Consider the following 15,759-nt stretch of genomic DNA (forward strand, 5'->3'; position numbering starts at 1 on the left):
AGGACGTTAGAAATGAACCTGAATATTTCAGCCTTGAAAAAATGGCTATATGCGGTCAACTCAGAGATGCAGCAAAACAAGGATTATTTATCTGAACTCGACCAGTCCATCGGGGACGGGGACCACGGGTATAACGTGGCCCGGGGCTTTCATGAAGCGGCGGCAAAAATAGAGAATGCTGATTATGAAGATGCAGGCAGTCTCTTGAAGGATACAGCCATGACACTGATATCGAAAGTAGGCGGAGCTTCCGGGCCCTTATACGGAACAGCTTTCTTAAAAGCAGCGGACACCTTAAAAGATGTTACGAGTTTAACAGAAGAACACCTGGCTGAAGCTCTTCAGGCAGCAATCAATGGATTAAAGCAGCGCGGGAAAGCAGAAATCGGAGACAAAACCATGCTTGATGTATGGGTTCCCGTCTGCGAATACATTCGTGCCGGAAGCGTTAATGCAGACCAGCTTAAGTCCACAGCGAGAGAAGCAGCAGAGTCTACGAAACCTATGACGGCTAAAAAAGGACGTGCCTCATACCTGCAGGAAAGATCTGTGGACCATATGGATCCAGGAGCCTATTCGTCGTATCTTTTATTTAAAGCAATGGCTGACATTCTTCATAAAGAGGGGGCACAATAATGGCGAATGTCGGAATTGTCATTGTTTCTCACAGCTCTCAGCTCGCAGCAGGCGTGGCGGAGCTGATATCTCAAACAAAGAAAAACGATGTGATGGTCATTCCTGCAGGCGGAACGGAAGATGATGAAATCGGAACGAGTGCAGAAAAAGTACAGAAGGCCATAAAGGAAGCAGACGCAGGAGCAGGCGTTATCATTTTATTTGATCTCGGCAGTGCTTTTATGAATACAGAGCTCGCTATTGAATTATTAGGAGATGAAAATATAGAAACAGCAATTGCTGATGCTCCAATAGTGGAAGGTTCCTACATTGCTGCAGTTGAATCAGGAATGGGAAAATCCTTATCGGATGTAAAAAAGGCTGCAGAACGAGCAAAATCGTGGAGTAAAAAAAATTAGGATGCCTCCCCTTTAGTGGGAAGCATCCTTTTTAGCAGCATTCAAATGAGTTCAGATCCCGTTTCAACTCACAGTCTGCCCATTAACCAATGACACCAAAGCCAAGCATGATAACGAGGGCAGCAAGCACAATACAGGCAATCCAGAGCCCGCCATGAGACTGCTTTCTTTTCTTTTTCCCGATAAGCATTTCCATAACAGCGATGAGAACGAGTGCCAATACCCCTTTTAAAATATAAACCAGTGGAAACCCATAAGCCACAATCATTCCGACACCAGAAATAATCATAATCACAGCAAACAGTCTCTGAAGCATTAATGTGATTTTTTGACCGGCTGCAAAGTAGCTTATCAGAAAAAACAGAATCAGAAACGCCCATGAACCGGCATGTGATTGATAAAAAACACTTACTACATCCATTTTTGCAACTCCTTTATATCGTTTGCTAGTTCCTACGTCAAATATATAGAACAGACGCCGCAGGTGCAAGAAGAAAGGGAATCGTTAACAAAATCATCATATCAATTGGCTGTCAGGCTTATTAAGATACGATTTTTAAGCCGGCTGCCCCCACAATGATTAATACAATACAGAAAATTCTGCGTATGTCCTTTGACTCATTGTACCAAATCATTCCAAGCACAGCCCCACCTGCAGCGCCTATACCTGTCCAGACCGCATACGCAGTCCCCATCGGAAGTGTCTCCATCGCAAAAGCAAGAAAAATAAAGCTTAATGAAAAACCTCCGCCTACCAAAAGAAGGGCGGCCAGACTTTTATCGTGGTGAAACTTATTAATCATTGTCACGCCTGTCATTTCGAAAATTCCTGCTGCAAACAAATACAGCCAGGCCATCACGAACTCGCTCCTCTCTGTACCTTATCATTTGGCGCCGCTCCTTTTAAACCAATAACTCCAGCCAGCAAAACAAGTATTAATACTATTTTCAGCCATTGAAATTCTTCTCCAAAAAACAAAATATCTGAAAGTACTGTTCCAGCGGTTCCAAGACCAACAAATACTGCGTAAGCCGTCCCTACAGCCACATGTCTGCCCGCCATAATTAATAAATAAAAACTAATTATAATTGCAAGCACTGTGCCTGCCCATTCAAGCGGCGATGAAGCATGCTTTAACCCAATTACCCACATTACTTCAAACAAAGCAGCAATAAAAATTTTCAGCCATTCCTTATTCATCAAGCTTCCCCGCTTCCTATCTTTCTTTATATACTAAGAAAAACCGGGCAAAACCCGCCCGGGCTAGAGCTTATCCTCTATGCGATATTTAATATATGGTGATTTTACTTAGATGGAAGAACGCAGGGCTGCGACTCCGTCGGGATGCGCGCCGTCTGAAAATCCATTCTGGCGAAGCTTGGCTGAGGCAGAATTAGTTGAAGACAAGCCCCACGGAAAGCGTCCGCCTGCGGGATGAAATCAACAAAATCTTTCTTTTATTTTGAAAAAAACCCGGACACCTCCTTTACAGAAGATCTCCCGGGCTTTTGTCCCTCCGTGTCACGGACTTAAGGTTCCGTGTGTTTTCTCTCGGACCTGACCGGGTGCAGTTACTCCCCGCGGAACCCTAGAAAACATTAATTGTAATTATTATAAATGCATTCGTTTCCTATGTCCATTAATGACCGTTACTGAAATTTTTTTCGATTTGGAACAGGGTGGCGCTTCGTTTTTGTTTCATCAAAAATGTTCTGGGGATTGTGTGTCTGAACGAGTTTTTTTCCAAGGAGCTGCTCCATGTCCTCCACTGTTACCGGGCGTTTATGAGGCATCCATTCGTAGCCGAGCTGTCCATTCGATTCCAGGGTGGCTGTTTTTAAATCAGCCACATTGGTAATGCCCTGTTGTCTTAACCGCAGCTCCAGTTGGTCTGCTGTAAAGCGGAGTTTTAATAGTTCATCATATACAATATTACCATCTTTAATAACGACACATGCTTTTCCGGTCATGGCTTGTTCCAGTTTGTTTGATTTCACCTGGACATATTCTACGATTAGTAGAAAGCCAATAAAAATTGCAGCGGCTGTGATTGTTTTCCATACCGATTCTTCAGCAATAGGCTGAATAATCAAAGATCCAATCGAAATCATGATGACTGTCTGGGCTACCGTCATTTGACTGATTGATTTGCGGCCGGCCACTCTTAAAAGCAGTAGACCGAAAAACACAAGGACAGCCGACTCCCATAGAAAACTCACCGTACACTCTCCTTTCAACACCTCACACTTTTATGTAGTTTGTGAAAGGATGTGGGAAATGATTCTTATATCGAAGATAAAGTTTGCAATTATTACTTTCGCAAGTCATGGATTTCCTTTTCCGATAATAGGGTGGAATAAGGCGAAAAATTCAGGGGGACGAGGCTGTGCAAATACATGTGGTGACTCCGGGTGACTCCTTATGGGAAATTGCCCAAAGCTATAATGTGGACTATCAGGCGATCGTGGAAGCTAATCAATTACCGGATCCAGAACAGCTCGTAACTGGGCAGGCACTCGTAATACCTATAGAAGGCCGTTTTTACTGGGCAGCGCCAGGGGAAAGCCTTCGCCGAATCAGCGAACGCTGTCAGGTGCCTTTTTCTGAATTGTTGAGGATAAATCGGCTTTCCTATTCTGAGTTTGTGCCGGAAGGCTATCCATTGTATATCTATACTCCATATCGTCAAAAGCCGGCCATTGACGTCGGTGCCTATATAGACCTGGATATTACTGGTGACGAATCGACGGAAGCAGTGAATGAAATAGGGCAGTATTTAACTTATTTACAGATATTCAGTTATGAAATGAATCCCGACGGCACTCTTACTCCGCTTGACGATCAAGCCGTAATTAACACTGCCTACGAGAATCAAATTGTCCCGCTGATGGTTATAACTAATATGGAAGATGGACAGTTCAGCACGGAGCTTGCGACTACAATCCTGGAAAGTGAAGAGCTTCAGGATACGCTTTTGTCAGAAGCCATAGCGATAATGGATGAAAAAGGCTTTCTTGGGCTGGATTTCGATTTAGAATATCTCGGGGCTGAAAACCGGGAAAGCTATAACAACCTCATGCGCAAAGCAAAAGAATTGCTGGACAAGAAAGAATATTTACTATCCAGCGCGCTTGCGCCGCAGGTGGAACCGGGGATGGAGGGAGTTCTCTATGAAGGGCATGATTACGCTGCACATGGAGAAATAGCGGATTTTGTATTCCTGATGACTTATGAATGGGGATGGACCGGCGGGCCCCCAATGGCAGTGGCGCCATTAAATCAGGTCAGGCGTGTGGTAGAATACGCCGTTTCGGTTATGCCTCCCGATAAAATCATGCTCGGGATCCCACTCTATGGGTATGACTGGACACTTCCGTATGTAGAGGGTGAAACAAGGGCCACCTCCATCGATCATCAGCAGGCTGTCCAATTGGCAGCTGACAATAACGCCGCCATTGAATATGATGAAGAAGCCCAGTCCCCTCATTTTACTTATTATGATGAGGAAGGACTGGAGCATGAGGTGTGGTTTGAAGATGCCAGAAGCATTCAGGCAAAATTTGATCTTGTGAAGGAATTTGAACTGCGCGGCGTTTATTACTGGGTTCTCGGCTGGGAGTTCCCGCAGAATTGGCTGCTTTTAGAGGATAATTTTACGATCAATAAGCTGCTGTAGGAAATGTGCTTCGTATACTTCAGCACTTCGTCGCCTAATTATTTTTGTGGGGAAATAAAAATTCGAGCTTCCCGTTTTTCAGCACAAGCTTTGCATCAAATGGACGTTTTCCCTTAAATCCTTTTATGAGGCTGGTTTCTCCTTTTTCACAAAGGCGCCGGACTTGAGCTGGACTGATCGATTTGCCAAGGATTGTTTTATTGATGGTGAGACGGCATCCATTTTTATATTCACTGCACCCATAAAACCCTTTTCTCGGCATTAGTCTCCCTTTTTTGCAGGCCGGGCATTCAGCTACCGGCTCCCAGCCGCTTTTTCTTTTGTTACCGGTCTGCTTTTTATCTTCTTCGGTTACGGCCAGTTTGTTTACGTCTTCTCCTGCCGATGAGACAATTTTTTCCGTAAAGGCTGCCGTATTGGTAATAAATGTTTGTTTTTCTGCTTCCCCTGCCCCTATCTTCTTTAAGAATAACTCCCATTTCGCAGTCATCTGCGGCTTTGATAATAAGGAGCCCTCCACAGCCTCACATAGGATCTCACCCTTTCTTGTCACATGAACAATATTTTTTACTACCTTTATATACTCCTGGCGGATCAGTGTCTTAATAATGCTGCTTCGTGTCGCTTCTGTACCAAGACCCTCTACATCTTTTAATGTCTGTTTAGCTTCCTCATCATCTTCAATTACTTTCCCACATGTTTTCATTAAATTAATCAGCTGCCCCTCGGTATACAGCTTCGGCGGCCTGGTCATTTCCATTAGCACCTTAACCTCCGCATCCGCTCTCATTCCTGTTTCAAGCGGCGGCAGCACAAGCGTTTCTTTGCCGTTCTGCTTCCTGCCGGCAGTATTTGTTTTTGAATAAAACAGCTCTTTCCAGCCTTTTACTTTTTCAACATTTCCTTTGCTTAAGAAGGAAAGCTTGTTCACATCTGTTGTCACAATCGTTTCTTCATACTGAAAGTCTTCATGAAACATCGCGAGTACACTGTTTACAACTTCCATGTAAAGATTGTACTGTTCCTTCGAAAGCTTTTGAAGAGCAGCTTCTGTCGGGATCTTCTTTGTCGGAATAATTGCGTAATGCTCTTGTACTTTAGCATCATCAACATAGCGTTTCCTGGGCTGCAGCGAAGCTGGCTGAAAGGAAGCACCAGCAAGCTGCTGATAAGAAGAAAAGTTGTTCTTTACATACTTGAATTCATTTTTCGTGATGTGCTGTGTATCAGTCCTCGGGTAGGTGACAAGCTTTAACGGCTGATCGTACAGGCTCTGCAGCACATCAAGTGTTTTTGAAGGACTGTATTTGTACTTTTTATTGGCAAGGGTCTGCAGAGTCGATAAGGAATGAAGCAGCGGCGGCTTAAGACGTTTCTGAGTGATCTTTACATCTTTAACGATACCTTCTGCTTGTTTATTTACACCGTATAGCTCTAGAAGCTTCCGGGCCTCCTCCTCTGATTTGTACTGTTTTTTTATTTTTCCTTTGTAGGTCCCGGTACTTACGGTAAATGTTCCTTCGATTTCATAATAAGGTTCAGGTGTAAACTGTTCAATTTCCTTTTGGCGGTCGTATATTAATTTAAGCGTCGGGGTCTGAACACGCCCTACGCTGAATACATCACTGACACCTTTTTTCTGTAATAAAAGAGTATAGAGGCGGCTCGCATTCATACCGACAATCCAATCGGAGATCTGGCGGGCCTGAGCCTCCTCATAAAGAGAGCGATAGCTTTCAGCTTCCCGCAGCTGTTCAAATCCTTTCAGAACTTCCTCTTTTTCAAGACTGTTGATCCATAATCGTTTTGCCGGCTTATGCTCAGCCCCCGCTTGACGGATAATACTTCTTGCAATATTTTCACCTTCACGGTCACAGTCTGTAGCGATAATTATTTCCTCTGCCTGCTTTAGTAAGCGGCGTACAATCTGAAACTGTTTTCTCGTTTTGTAGGTGGTCTTAAATTCAAACTCTTTTGGAATCATCGGAAGCTGGGTAAGACTCCACCTTTTCCAGGAAGGATCATACTCAGCAGGACTCTTTAATTCAACGAGATGACCTACTCCCCACGTTAAATATGCCCCCTTCGGGAATAGATGACAGGCAGGAATTGAAATAAACCCATCTTCCTTTCTGCCTTTTGGAAAAGCTTCTGCATAAGCTTGTGCCTGGCTAGGTTTTTCTGCTAGTATAACAGCCATTATAATGCTCCTCATCTTTAGAACGAATGTTCTTTTATTATACTACCTTTTTCTTTTTTCACAAAATAGAAATTCCGTGATAGACTTTTTACGTGCTAGTTTTGTGAGATGCTGGAGGTCATAACATGAGTAAGTTAAAAGATACAGGGTTTGAATATTATAATTTATATAAAATGCTGCATTACAGTGGTATCGATGAGGATTTAAAGGAGTTGACAGAGGCGTTCGAGCATTTACCGCAGGACGAATACGCTCCGGCTCTGAACCGTTACCGCCGCTATGCGAGAGCTATTATTATGCCGGGGACCTATCATATGGAGTGGCTCCCGGAAACGGTGATAGATGGAAATACGTATTATGAATACTTTCAAGGGAGCTTTAATCCTGAGTACACTGGGGAATACCGACGCTTTCCGGCGATAGGGGAAAGAACACGGAGGAACCATCTGCTTGAAAAAATTATTCTTTTCAACTTTAAACAGACCTTCTGGACAAAAGAAGATGCGTTGATGCCGTTTCATGCGGGGGTTCACTTTGTGAAATTAAAAGCGGAAAAGTCCGGAGAAAAAGCAGTATCGTCACCAAATACGCTGCATCAGGACGGGGAGCCATTTACGTTCGCTCATTTAATCAGCCGCAAAAATGTGAAAGGCGGCCTAAATGCGATTTCTATCCCAGAACACCGCGGCAGGCTGCCTGAGGACATTAAGGAGGGCGGGCTGACAGCTTCCTTTTACTTGTCTTCCCCACTGGAGTCCTATGGTATATATGATCCTCTCGTAACTCATTATGTTGGGGATGTGGAAAAGGGGGAAGGTGACGGACCAGGAGAACGTTCAGCTATTTTAATTGATTATCAGCCATCAGTAATTGCAGATCCTGACCAGGTCAGAAGCATGCGCGGCAATACAAAAGATATGAATTTCGTCTAATACGGGAAGCGGCCCTGCTATGGAGCCGCTTTTAATTTACAGAACTCAATGATACCAGTTCATAATCCAGAATCGTACGCCCATTTTGCCATTCTACCTTCTTGATAACGGCTCTTCCAAATGGTTCTTTTTCTTCAAAGGTGTGGATGGGAAGAGAGAGATCAAGCGGATACATTTGATACCCGTCTTTGATTAATCTAAAATTACTTTCATCAAGCCTTTCCGTTTGTTTATGTGTAATTATGTCCCAGTTCATTTCCATTGAAAATCCCATGGCAGTCCCTCATTTCTATCTAAAAAAAGCTTCATAAAAACCATTTCGACATGAATTGCCTAATTCCTTCTTTATCATAAAAGCAGATAAGCCAATCCGACTCCTGCTCCGCCAAAAATCAGCGCAAATGGCAGGTTCCAGAGTGTAAGAAGGTATGGCTGCCGTTTCATGTACTGACTCATCATTGTGATTGGCACATTAAATGTACCTGCCGCATCATTGGCCAGCGTAGCAGTAATCATCACAATAGCGATGCTCAAAGGATTAATTTGCTGCAGAAAAGGCTCCACAAACAGTCCCTGCATACTGATAGTGACGAGTGGATGCACTCCGGCACAGGCAAGCGCGATGGAACTAATTTGAAGCATTAAAAATAAAAGCAGCGGAGTATCTCCCAGTCCCATAAATGGCCCGCGGATAATCTGGAAGATATTTGTTTCCTCAACAATCGAGTTAAAGCAGCCCAGTACTATAAACAGCAGCATAAAATTTTGCATCGTTTTCGTCTGCTGCTGGCGCATAACGGCATTGTACCGCAAAAACGTTTTGTGCCGCCGTATTATGAAAGCCCAACTAAAGGTATACGGGAAAATAATAATAATAAGAGATTCAAAAAAATCTAATGGAGTCAAAAAAGTAACAAGAGAAGCTGTACTGATAAACAAAAGGAGAAAGAACCCCATTGAGAGCAGTTTAAGCTTTTCTTTTTTTGCAAAGAGGCGGCCGGGAGCTTCTTCAGGCAGCGGAAGCCTTTTATATTTGCCCGCGATTACCCAGTCTATCATCAGCATGAATATAGAAAACCCGAACAGGAATGGAAGAATACCTAAATAAGAAACGCCTGTAATACCCAGCACCAGCGCGATGTACACCTCAATCGGACTCCATACATTGACGCTCGCAAAAGACCTCAGCATCGACTGAACGGCAAATTTCTGAATTGTCTTATCTGAAAATTGATGCAACCGCTGTGTAACAAACCGATATACAAGCGGAATTGCTGACAGAAATATAAATAGGCCGAGCATATAATGAGTAAAGGAGACTCTCCTGTAAAAAGAACGGAGAGTCAGCGTACGTGTCTGCAGCAGACGATACAATGAACGTTCATATCGACCGACAATCATGAAATGATTAATATATGGGATCATGTAAAGTAAAGCCAGCAGCAGTGCCATAGAGGTGAAATATTTCGGCAGCTCCTTGAATGGAAGCTCCCATGAAAAAAACAGCAAAGTAGAAATAATAAAAAACACAACCGCCAGCACCTGATAAGTCCGATTCGCTCCATGAAAGGAAATAATCAAAGCAAACATGCCGATAATACCGAGTAAATATGTAATCTGCTCAGACTCTGCAAAAATATTACCTATATATACTAAGGCATACAATGTATATGTCACAAAACGTAGTCCTTCTAGTTGACGCATTTCCTATCCCCTCAGCATCCATTGTAAAAAAACAGTTGGTCTGTGATACAAATTCAAATGGATCAGCGTAAGATTAAATTAATGCAGATACAAATAACATATTTATGTGATTTGAAGGCCGCGCTCTGTATTATCGGCACCCGGCTCTCATTTTGCCAGTCCATGAAAAAGGAGCCGCGATAAAAAAAGAGCCTCATCAACGGAGTGCCCTTTTTATCGTATCATATTATTTCTAGACTTCCTGTATGGTAAAATTATTTAGCAGTACCCACACATACAGGAGGCCGGAGATGGCAAAAAAACAAAAAAAATCTACTGATTATCCAATCATGCCCGCGCTTATTTTTATATCTATTTATTTATTTTTCCGATTTACATTTCAGCCGCCTGATTCAGAAACGGCAGAGATGCTGTCATTTGCCGATCTTTACATGATTCTATTTGCAGCAAGTCAGCTGTATCAATGGACAAGGCTTAAACTGTCATTTACCTTTAAGCAGGATGTTGCAGCAAACCTGGTACTGATAGCTTATACAGTATTTTTAATTATCATCTCTTTCCAGCCGTTCCGAATTATGAGCTACATTCTCGTTGTGGTTTTTCTTGGTCTTCTTCTTTCCATTCAGCGAAGTTATACAAAAAAAATGGCGGAGGAAGAACGAAATTCTCCCAAACATTAGATATGGCTGTTCATTAAGTACGCCACGTCTTTGCTAATTCAACAAACCTGGCTGCCATTTTAGGGTTTGAGGCAAAATGTATGTGAGTATAGCCCGCTGTGACATTAGGGAGATAATATCCTTCCTTTTCGTTCTTTCGCATACCTTTTACATAATGGGGAGCATCGTATGGTTTCTCGGCAGAAACGGTGGAGTAATGAAATTCATGGCCTCGTGCCTGCTCACCTTTTTTAAGGAGAACTGTATCATGCAAAGCTTCGACTTCGCGATATCCTAAAGCAGCAAGATTTGTGGTCATTTGAATTGTAGAAGGAATTGCCCCGATCATTGTATGACTAAGACCATCAGTGGTCATGATCGATTTACATAAATACATATAGCCGCCGCATTCTGCGTATACAGGCATGCCTTTACGAATTCCCTGCAAAATTGATTCTTTCGTCTCGGTACTTGCTGCAAGTTCTGCGGCAAATTCCTCCGGAAAACCACCGCCTATATACAGGGCATCACTTTCCAAGGGAAGAGGCTCCCCCTTCAATGGGCTGAAATACAACAGCTCTGCCCCATTTTCTTCGAGAAGTTCAAGGTTCTCAGGATAATAAAAATTAAAAGCATGATCACGTGCGACCGCAATTCTTACTGTTTTCCTTTTCATGGCGGAGGCTGATTTATTTCGTTCAAGCTCCCCTGCTTTTTCCGCAATTCGCTTTACTTCATTTAGTTGGACTTGCTGCTTCATCACAGATGATAATTTATCGAAAAGTTCATCGAGTTCTCCACGCTCCAGGGCCGGAATAAGGCCGAGGTGCCGCTCGGGAATCTGCGGAACGTCTCCACGTTTTAAATACCCTACGACCGGTACCCCGCATTCCTTCTCAATTGCCGTTTTGCAGAGTTTATAATGCCCTTCGCTTCCGGCATTATTTACGATGACCCCGCCTATATTCACGTCCTCTGAAAGTGCTTGAAATCCTTTTACGATGGCTGCTGCACTTCTAGCCATGCTCGAAATGTCTACCACTAAAATTACCGGTGCCTGCAGGAGCTTACTTATTTCTGCGGTGCTCCCCTGGTCCGACTCTGGACTCTTTCCATCGTAAAGCCCCATAACGCCCTCAATAATGGAAAGGTCGGCACCTTCTGCACCGCGTTGAAAATAGGAAAGCATGTCTTTGTGCGGAAGCATCCAGCTGTCCATATTCCTCGACGATCTTCCCGTTACTGCTGTATGGTAACTCGGGTCAATATAATCGGGGCCACACTTAAAACCCTGGACGGCTAATCCCGTTTTTATAAAGGCTGCCATTAATCCGACTGTGATTGTTGTTTTTCCAGTTCCGCTGCCAGTTCCCGCGATAATAACCCGTGGCTGCATGAAAACGACCACCTTCCGTTTAGTGTTTAGATTTATGTATTTCAAGGAATACTTCCAATATTACACTTTTCATTTTAGCAAAATATCATTTCAATAAGGAGTGTCAACATGAATCAATCAGAACTTAAAGAAAAAGTCGTCCAGATCCTGGATGAACACAAAATCGGCGTACTTGCAACCGTGGAAGGAAACAAACCACATTCACGCTATATGACCTTTTTCAATGACGATTTCACACTCCATACACCGACGAGCAAAGAAACTCACAAAGCAGAAGAAATTGAGAAGAACCCTCACGTTCATATTCTCCTTGGCTATGACGGCGAAGGTTTTGGCGATGCATTCGTAGAGGTAGCCGGCAGGGCTTCCATTCGTGAGGATGATCAGATTAAAGAAAAAATCTGGAATAACGATATGGGAAAGTGGCTGGACGGCCCAGACGATCCAGAATATGTCGTACTTGAAATTGAGCCGGAAAGCATTCGGTTAATGAATAAAAAAGGAGAACCGCCGCAGGAGCTTAATTTCCGCTGAGCCCAACAAGAGTTGCTCACTTTCTGCCCGGTTCATTTCCCAGGGGAGCCGAAAAAACATAGTCGCCCTTATGGTGATTATTCTTAGATTGAAGAACGGAAGGCGGCGACTCCGGGTCGATTAAAACCGGCCACGTCCTGTGGCCAACATCGACACTAACACCTCCTGTGCGTCGCGGGATCAGCGCAGTCTGAAAATCCATTCTGGCGAAGCTTTGCTGAGACAGAATTAGTTGAAGACAAGCCCCGCGGAAAGCGTCCACCTGCAGGGATGAAATCAACAAAATCTTTCTAATCATTAAAAATAAACTGTATCAAAAGAAGATAATCTATTAACTTCATCCCAAAAATAAGGGGCTGTAGCAAAAGCCCCTTTTTATAGAAAAAGTAGTATCCTAAATAGAAGATAGCAAGGGGACAAGTCCGAAGACTCCAGTGGGAAGAGCAGCGGCTGAAGATCCGCCGGGCGCGGGTTTCGCCCGGTTAGCTGAAGCGCTGCCCACGGAAAGCGAAGGACTTGTCCACTGCTTTTTTACCATGCAAAAGGGGCGAGTATCATTTATGATACAGCCCCTAACTTGTTTTGGTGTGATTTTAACCACCAAAGTGGGGACTAAAATTTTTTGAAAAGACTTTTGATACAGTCCCTTTTGTATGAATACACTTTACTGAACGTGTTGTCTGTTCCTCTCTGTCTTGGCCTTTTCTACTTGACGGGGACCGGTTCTGCGCGGCATCTGAAATTTCCGCTTATGAGAAAAGATAGAAAAAAGAATGGAAGAAAAAACAAGCGTAATACCAAAAGTCTGCCAGAATGAGAGGTGATCCTGAAAAATCAAAACGCCTACTAAGATAGCGACAATTGGTTCTACCGTAGATAATATGGCCGCATGTCCAGACTCGATGTATTTCAATCCCATCGTATAAAGGACATAAGCTAAAATCGTACTAATTATGACACTGCCTACTGCAAACCCCCACATCCCCGGTTCAGTAAAAGGTTCGCGGTTGTTCATAATCCCGCTGACAGGAAGTAAAAATATACTTCCGCACAGCATTGCATACGCCGTAATTGTCACGGAGTGGTATTTGCGACTGACAAATTTTCCGATAACGCTGTACAGTGCACAAAAAAAGCCTGAAGCAATACCGATTAATAAAACGGATGTAGTTACTCCACCTGCTCCTCCCGGAAGCAGGCCCGCGACAAAAGCACAGCCGGTCAGGGTAAGCAGAATCGCAATAATTCGGTTAACCGTTAACAGTTCTTTAAATACAAATCTGGAAAGAACTGCGACAAAAACTGGACTCGTATAGAGGAGAACAACAGCAACAGATAGATTTGCCTGCTCCATTACAGTAAAATAACACCAGTTAAATAATGCAATGCTGACCACCCCGAGACCGACAAAATGGGGCAGATCCCGAATAAAGATCTTGAGAAGGTACGGCCTTACAATTCCAACGATAAGAAACATAAGCAAGGCAGAAAGCGTCATTCTAACGGTGACAACTTCTAATGGCGACAAACCATACACATATAAATTTTGAACAAAAAGACCAGTCAATCCCCAAAAAGAAGCACCAGCCACTGTAATTCCATACGCTGTCATCGGCCGCATATCCTTCACCTTCTTCTCTCTTAGCTTTATTTTGGCATTTGAACAATGCTATCTTCTCACCTTTCTTCCAAAATGACTATAAAAATCAAGTATTATATTTAAATAGTTTTGACCTTCGTTGACCTTAATCTAATCAATGACGACGTTTAATTTCACTTTAGTTGTGGAATTTTACCGACATTGAATATTTAGAAAGGTACTATAGCTGCCCATCTTACTAATTTCATTCAAACAAAAAACTTGCTTCTTTGCTCCACATGATTTAAATTACTAATAAGTGTAAAGGGGGCATCTGCCATGGAAAAAGATAAAGAAGAACCGCTATTTGAAAAGGGCGAGCTTCTCCTCTATGAAAAGAAAGAATGCCGTGTTATCGCAGAATATGATAGAACGATCTGCGTTGAATATCTTGGGTACCCATTCCCAGGAGAAGAAGAGGAGTACCCGTATCCCCGCGTTATATTATTAAAAAATGAAGTAGAAAGAACTTCATAAGCTTTTAAAAATGAGGCTTTGAATTAACAGCCACTAGAAAGTAATAAACGCTTCCGATTATCAGAAAAAGTGATAGTCGGAAGCGTTTTATTTGATCGCGCTCTTTTTAACTTCTACCAGGCTGATTGACGATAGGGAAAAGTTATACCGCGGGAAGGATGCGGACCGAAGATCCGTGTCGAAGCCTTGCCAACGGAAAAAAGCTAAATCTGGGGTTTTCTCCCAGCTTTAGCTTTTTAAAATTTTCTTCATAGCTACAATAGCAATGGGCGGCCAGCCGGGCTTTTCCAGTTCGTATGTGTCATAAATATGATAGCCGGCTGCCTCATAACGTTTAATATTGTCCGGCGTGGAAACTCTCACTTTGCAGGTTACCATTTGTTTATTCATTTCAATGGCATATCTTTCCACTTCTTTAATTAACGCTTTGCCAATTCCTCTGCCTCGAAAAGCGGGCACAACCGATAGTCGTGAAAAATACAAAGATTTTTTTTCTTCCCGGATCCTGACCATTCCAGCAGGCTCAAGGTTCATAAAACAAAGCAGTGCTTTTTCAGTTTCTTCTGCTAATATCGTACGTATGGAGGAAGCCGTTTCAAGCATCGCTCCTGACGGTGGTTTTTCACTATTATACTGAGCAAACGCCTGGTGCATTACTTCACGAATTTCTTCGGCCTGCTCCTGGCCTGCCAATTCAATCGTTATCATTTCTAACCCAACCTGTAATTAATCCGCAAAAACATGCTTTCCAATGTCAAGCTTCACAGGTCTTGTGAAAATCCACTCTGACGTAGCTTCAGCCGGATTATAATAGTACAGCGACCCCTGGGATGGGTCGGATCCCTGCCATGCTTCTGTAACAGCCTGGTAGGATGTCGCGTCCGGCTCTAGATTATATTGCCCGTCATCTACTGCCGTAAAGGCCCGCTGTTGATAAACGACATCATTAATCGTAGAAGGAAATTCAGAGGATTCCATCCTGTTTTTTATTACCGCTGCCACGGCTACCTGCCCTTCAAAGCTTTCACCGCGTGCTTCACCATGTACCGTTCTAGCCAATATATCCGCATCTTCAAGTGACTGCAGCGTCTGGGCACCTGCTACTCCATCCTGTGATAAATTGAAATCACGTTGAAATTCTTTCACCGCCTGGTCTGTCAAAGGACCATAATAACCTGTAGCTTCTGTATGTAAATAGCCCATATTATTCAGCTGCTGCTGGATCTCCGTCACTTCCGTTCCGGAGCTTTCCTGCTGGAGAACTGCTGCGTCCACTGAATTCAAATCTGGAAGAAATAATAGCGTTCCGGTTAACCCGGCGATGCCTAAAAACTGTTGTGTATATTTTTTCATCTTATCTGCCTCCTTTTCTCTTTCATACCTTTCTTATTTTATCTCAAACCTTTCCAAATAAAAACTAGAAACAAGACCTAACCTTTTTTATCCTACATATGTCTGAAGTGGAACTGCTGAAGATGACGAAGAAACCGGTCGCGGCTCTCCGGTC

Annotated in this window: 19 protein-coding genes and 1 riboswitch; of the genes, 7 read left to right on the forward strand and 12 right to left on the reverse strand. The window is 43.3% G+C overall.

Features of this window, described 5'->3' with window-relative positions:
- The first annotated feature begins 12 nt into the window (after window positions 1-12).
- Complete coding sequence (gene dhaL / locus ACE4RR_RS08275) at window positions 13-636, forward strand: dihydroxyacetone kinase subunit DhaL (RefSeq protein WP_375534946.1); 624 nt, start codon at window positions 13-15, stop codon at window positions 634-636.
- Window positions 636-1,034: a dihydroxyacetone kinase phosphoryl donor subunit DhaM gene (gene dhaM / locus ACE4RR_RS08280; protein ID WP_375534947.1), complete on the forward strand. Its 399-nt coding sequence runs from the start codon at window positions 636-638 to the stop codon at window positions 1,032-1,034. Before dhaL ends, dhaM begins: the two co-directional genes overlap by 1 nt.
- Before the next feature lie 82 nt (window positions 1,035-1,116).
- Here the strand turns inward: dhaM and ACE4RR_RS08285 are convergent, their stop codons facing one another.
- From ACE4RR_RS08285 to ACE4RR_RS08300, 4 genes are all read right to left on the reverse strand, one after another.
- Entirely contained in the window at window positions 1,117-1,455 is a 339-nt protein-coding gene (locus tag ACE4RR_RS08285; RefSeq protein ID WP_375534948.1) for a DUF1516 family protein, read from the reverse strand.
- Window positions 1,456-1,576: 121 nt separating this feature from the next.
- Window positions 1,577-1,891, reverse strand: a complete 315-nt coding sequence (locus ACE4RR_RS08290; RefSeq protein ID WP_375535094.1) for a DMT family transporter — start codon at window positions 1,889-1,891, stop codon at window positions 1,577-1,579.
- The gene (locus ACE4RR_RS08295) at window positions 1,891-2,235 is read right to left on the reverse strand and encodes a DMT family transporter (RefSeq protein WP_375534949.1); all 345 of its coding nucleotides are present in this window, start codon (window positions 2,233-2,235) and stop codon (window positions 1,891-1,893) included. Before ACE4RR_RS08295 ends, ACE4RR_RS08290 begins: the two co-directional genes overlap by 1 nt.
- 295 nt (window positions 2,236-2,530) lie before the next feature.
- Window positions 2,531-2,638: riboswitch (guanidine-I (ykkC/yxkD leader) on the reverse strand.
- Between the two features lie 46 nt (window positions 2,639-2,684).
- Complete coding sequence (locus ACE4RR_RS08300) at window positions 2,685-3,254, reverse strand: DUF421 domain-containing protein (RefSeq protein WP_375534950.1); 570 nt, start codon at window positions 3,252-3,254, stop codon at window positions 2,685-2,687.
- A gap of 167 nt (window positions 3,255-3,421) precedes the next feature.
- Between ACE4RR_RS08300 and ACE4RR_RS08305 the strand changes: the two genes are divergently transcribed.
- On the forward strand, window positions 3,422-4,711 hold the full coding sequence (locus tag ACE4RR_RS08305; RefSeq protein WP_375534951.1) for a glycosyl hydrolase family 18 protein: 1,290 nt from the start codon (window positions 3,422-3,424) through the stop codon (window positions 4,709-4,711).
- A 34-nt stretch (window positions 4,712-4,745) separates the two neighbouring features.
- On the opposite strand, the gene ACE4RR_RS08310 is transcribed toward ACE4RR_RS08305, so the two are convergent.
- On the reverse strand, window positions 4,746-6,911 hold the full coding sequence (locus ACE4RR_RS08310) for a type IA DNA topoisomerase (RefSeq protein ID WP_375534952.1): 2,166 nt from the start codon (window positions 6,909-6,911) through the stop codon (window positions 4,746-4,748).
- A gap of 125 nt (window positions 6,912-7,036) precedes the next feature.
- Between ACE4RR_RS08310 and ACE4RR_RS08315 the strand changes: the two genes are divergently transcribed.
- Window positions 7,037-7,843 carry a 2OG-Fe dioxygenase family protein gene (locus tag ACE4RR_RS08315; RefSeq protein WP_375534953.1) on the forward strand — a complete coding sequence of 269 codons (807 nt, stop codon included), beginning with the start codon at window positions 7,037-7,039 and terminating at the stop codon, window positions 7,841-7,843.
- A gap of 31 nt (window positions 7,844-7,874) precedes the next feature.
- Here ACE4RR_RS08315 and ACE4RR_RS08320 read toward each other — a convergent pair whose 3' ends face one another.
- Window positions 7,875-8,117: a DUF2584 family protein gene (locus ACE4RR_RS08320; protein WP_375534954.1), complete on the reverse strand. Its 243-nt coding sequence runs from the start codon at window positions 8,115-8,117 to the stop codon at window positions 7,875-7,877.
- A gap of 74 nt (window positions 8,118-8,191) precedes the next feature.
- Window positions 8,192-9,547 (reverse strand): hypothetical protein, encoded by a 1,356-nt coding sequence (locus ACE4RR_RS08325; RefSeq protein WP_375534955.1) that lies wholly within the window; start codon window positions 9,545-9,547, stop codon window positions 8,192-8,194.
- A 290-nt stretch (window positions 9,548-9,837) separates the two neighbouring features.
- On the opposite strand from ACE4RR_RS08325, the gene ACE4RR_RS08330 reads away from it, so the two are divergent.
- Entirely contained in the window at window positions 9,838-10,227 is a 390-nt protein-coding gene (locus ACE4RR_RS08330; protein ID WP_375534956.1) for a hypothetical protein, read from the forward strand.
- A gap of 13 nt (window positions 10,228-10,240) precedes the next feature.
- On the opposite strand, the gene ACE4RR_RS08335 is transcribed toward ACE4RR_RS08330, so the two are convergent.
- Complete coding sequence (locus ACE4RR_RS08335; protein ID WP_375534957.1) at window positions 10,241-11,602, reverse strand: cobyrinic acid a,c-diamide synthase CobB; 1,362 nt, start codon at window positions 11,600-11,602, stop codon at window positions 10,241-10,243.
- A gap of 108 nt (window positions 11,603-11,710) precedes the next feature.
- Here ACE4RR_RS08335 and ACE4RR_RS08340 point away from each other — a divergent pair, with 108 nt between their 5' ends.
- Window positions 11,711-12,136, forward strand: coding sequence for a pyridoxamine 5'-phosphate oxidase family protein (locus ACE4RR_RS08340; protein WP_375534958.1), 426 nt, complete (start codon window positions 11,711-11,713; stop codon window positions 12,134-12,136).
- A 16-nt stretch (window positions 12,137-12,152) separates the two neighbouring features.
- Here ACE4RR_RS08340 and ACE4RR_RS08345 read toward each other — a convergent pair whose 3' ends face one another.
- Both ACE4RR_RS08345 and ACE4RR_RS08350 read right to left on the reverse strand, forming a co-directional pair.
- The gene (locus tag ACE4RR_RS08345) at window positions 12,153-12,416 is read right to left on the reverse strand and encodes a hypothetical protein (protein ID WP_375534959.1); all 264 of its coding nucleotides are present in this window, start codon (window positions 12,414-12,416) and stop codon (window positions 12,153-12,155) included.
- A gap of 384 nt (window positions 12,417-12,800) precedes the next feature.
- Complete coding sequence (locus tag ACE4RR_RS08350; protein ID WP_375534960.1) at window positions 12,801-13,757, reverse strand: DMT family transporter; 957 nt, start codon at window positions 13,755-13,757, stop codon at window positions 12,801-12,803.
- A gap of 297 nt (window positions 13,758-14,054) precedes the next feature.
- On the opposite strand from ACE4RR_RS08350, the gene ACE4RR_RS08355 reads away from it, so the two are divergent.
- Window positions 14,055-14,252 carry a hypothetical protein gene (locus ACE4RR_RS08355; protein WP_375534961.1) on the forward strand — a complete coding sequence of 66 codons (198 nt, stop codon included), beginning with the start codon at window positions 14,055-14,057 and terminating at the stop codon, window positions 14,250-14,252.
- A gap of 228 nt (window positions 14,253-14,480) precedes the next feature.
- Here ACE4RR_RS08355 and ACE4RR_RS08360 read toward each other — a convergent pair whose 3' ends face one another.
- Entirely contained in the window at window positions 14,481-14,960 is a 480-nt protein-coding gene (locus ACE4RR_RS08360; protein WP_375534962.1) for a GNAT family N-acetyltransferase, read from the reverse strand.
- Window positions 14,961-14,978: 18 nt separating this feature from the next.
- Entirely contained in the window at window positions 14,979-15,605 is a 627-nt protein-coding gene (locus tag ACE4RR_RS08365; RefSeq protein WP_375534963.1) for a cell wall hydrolase, read from the reverse strand.
- Window positions 15,606-15,759 lie beyond the last annotated feature (154 nt).

It is taken from the genome of Alteribacillus sp. HJP-4 (assembly GCF_042139015.1).
Taxonomy (GTDB): Bacteria; Bacillota; Bacilli; order Bacillales; family Marinococcaceae; genus JBHIKY01.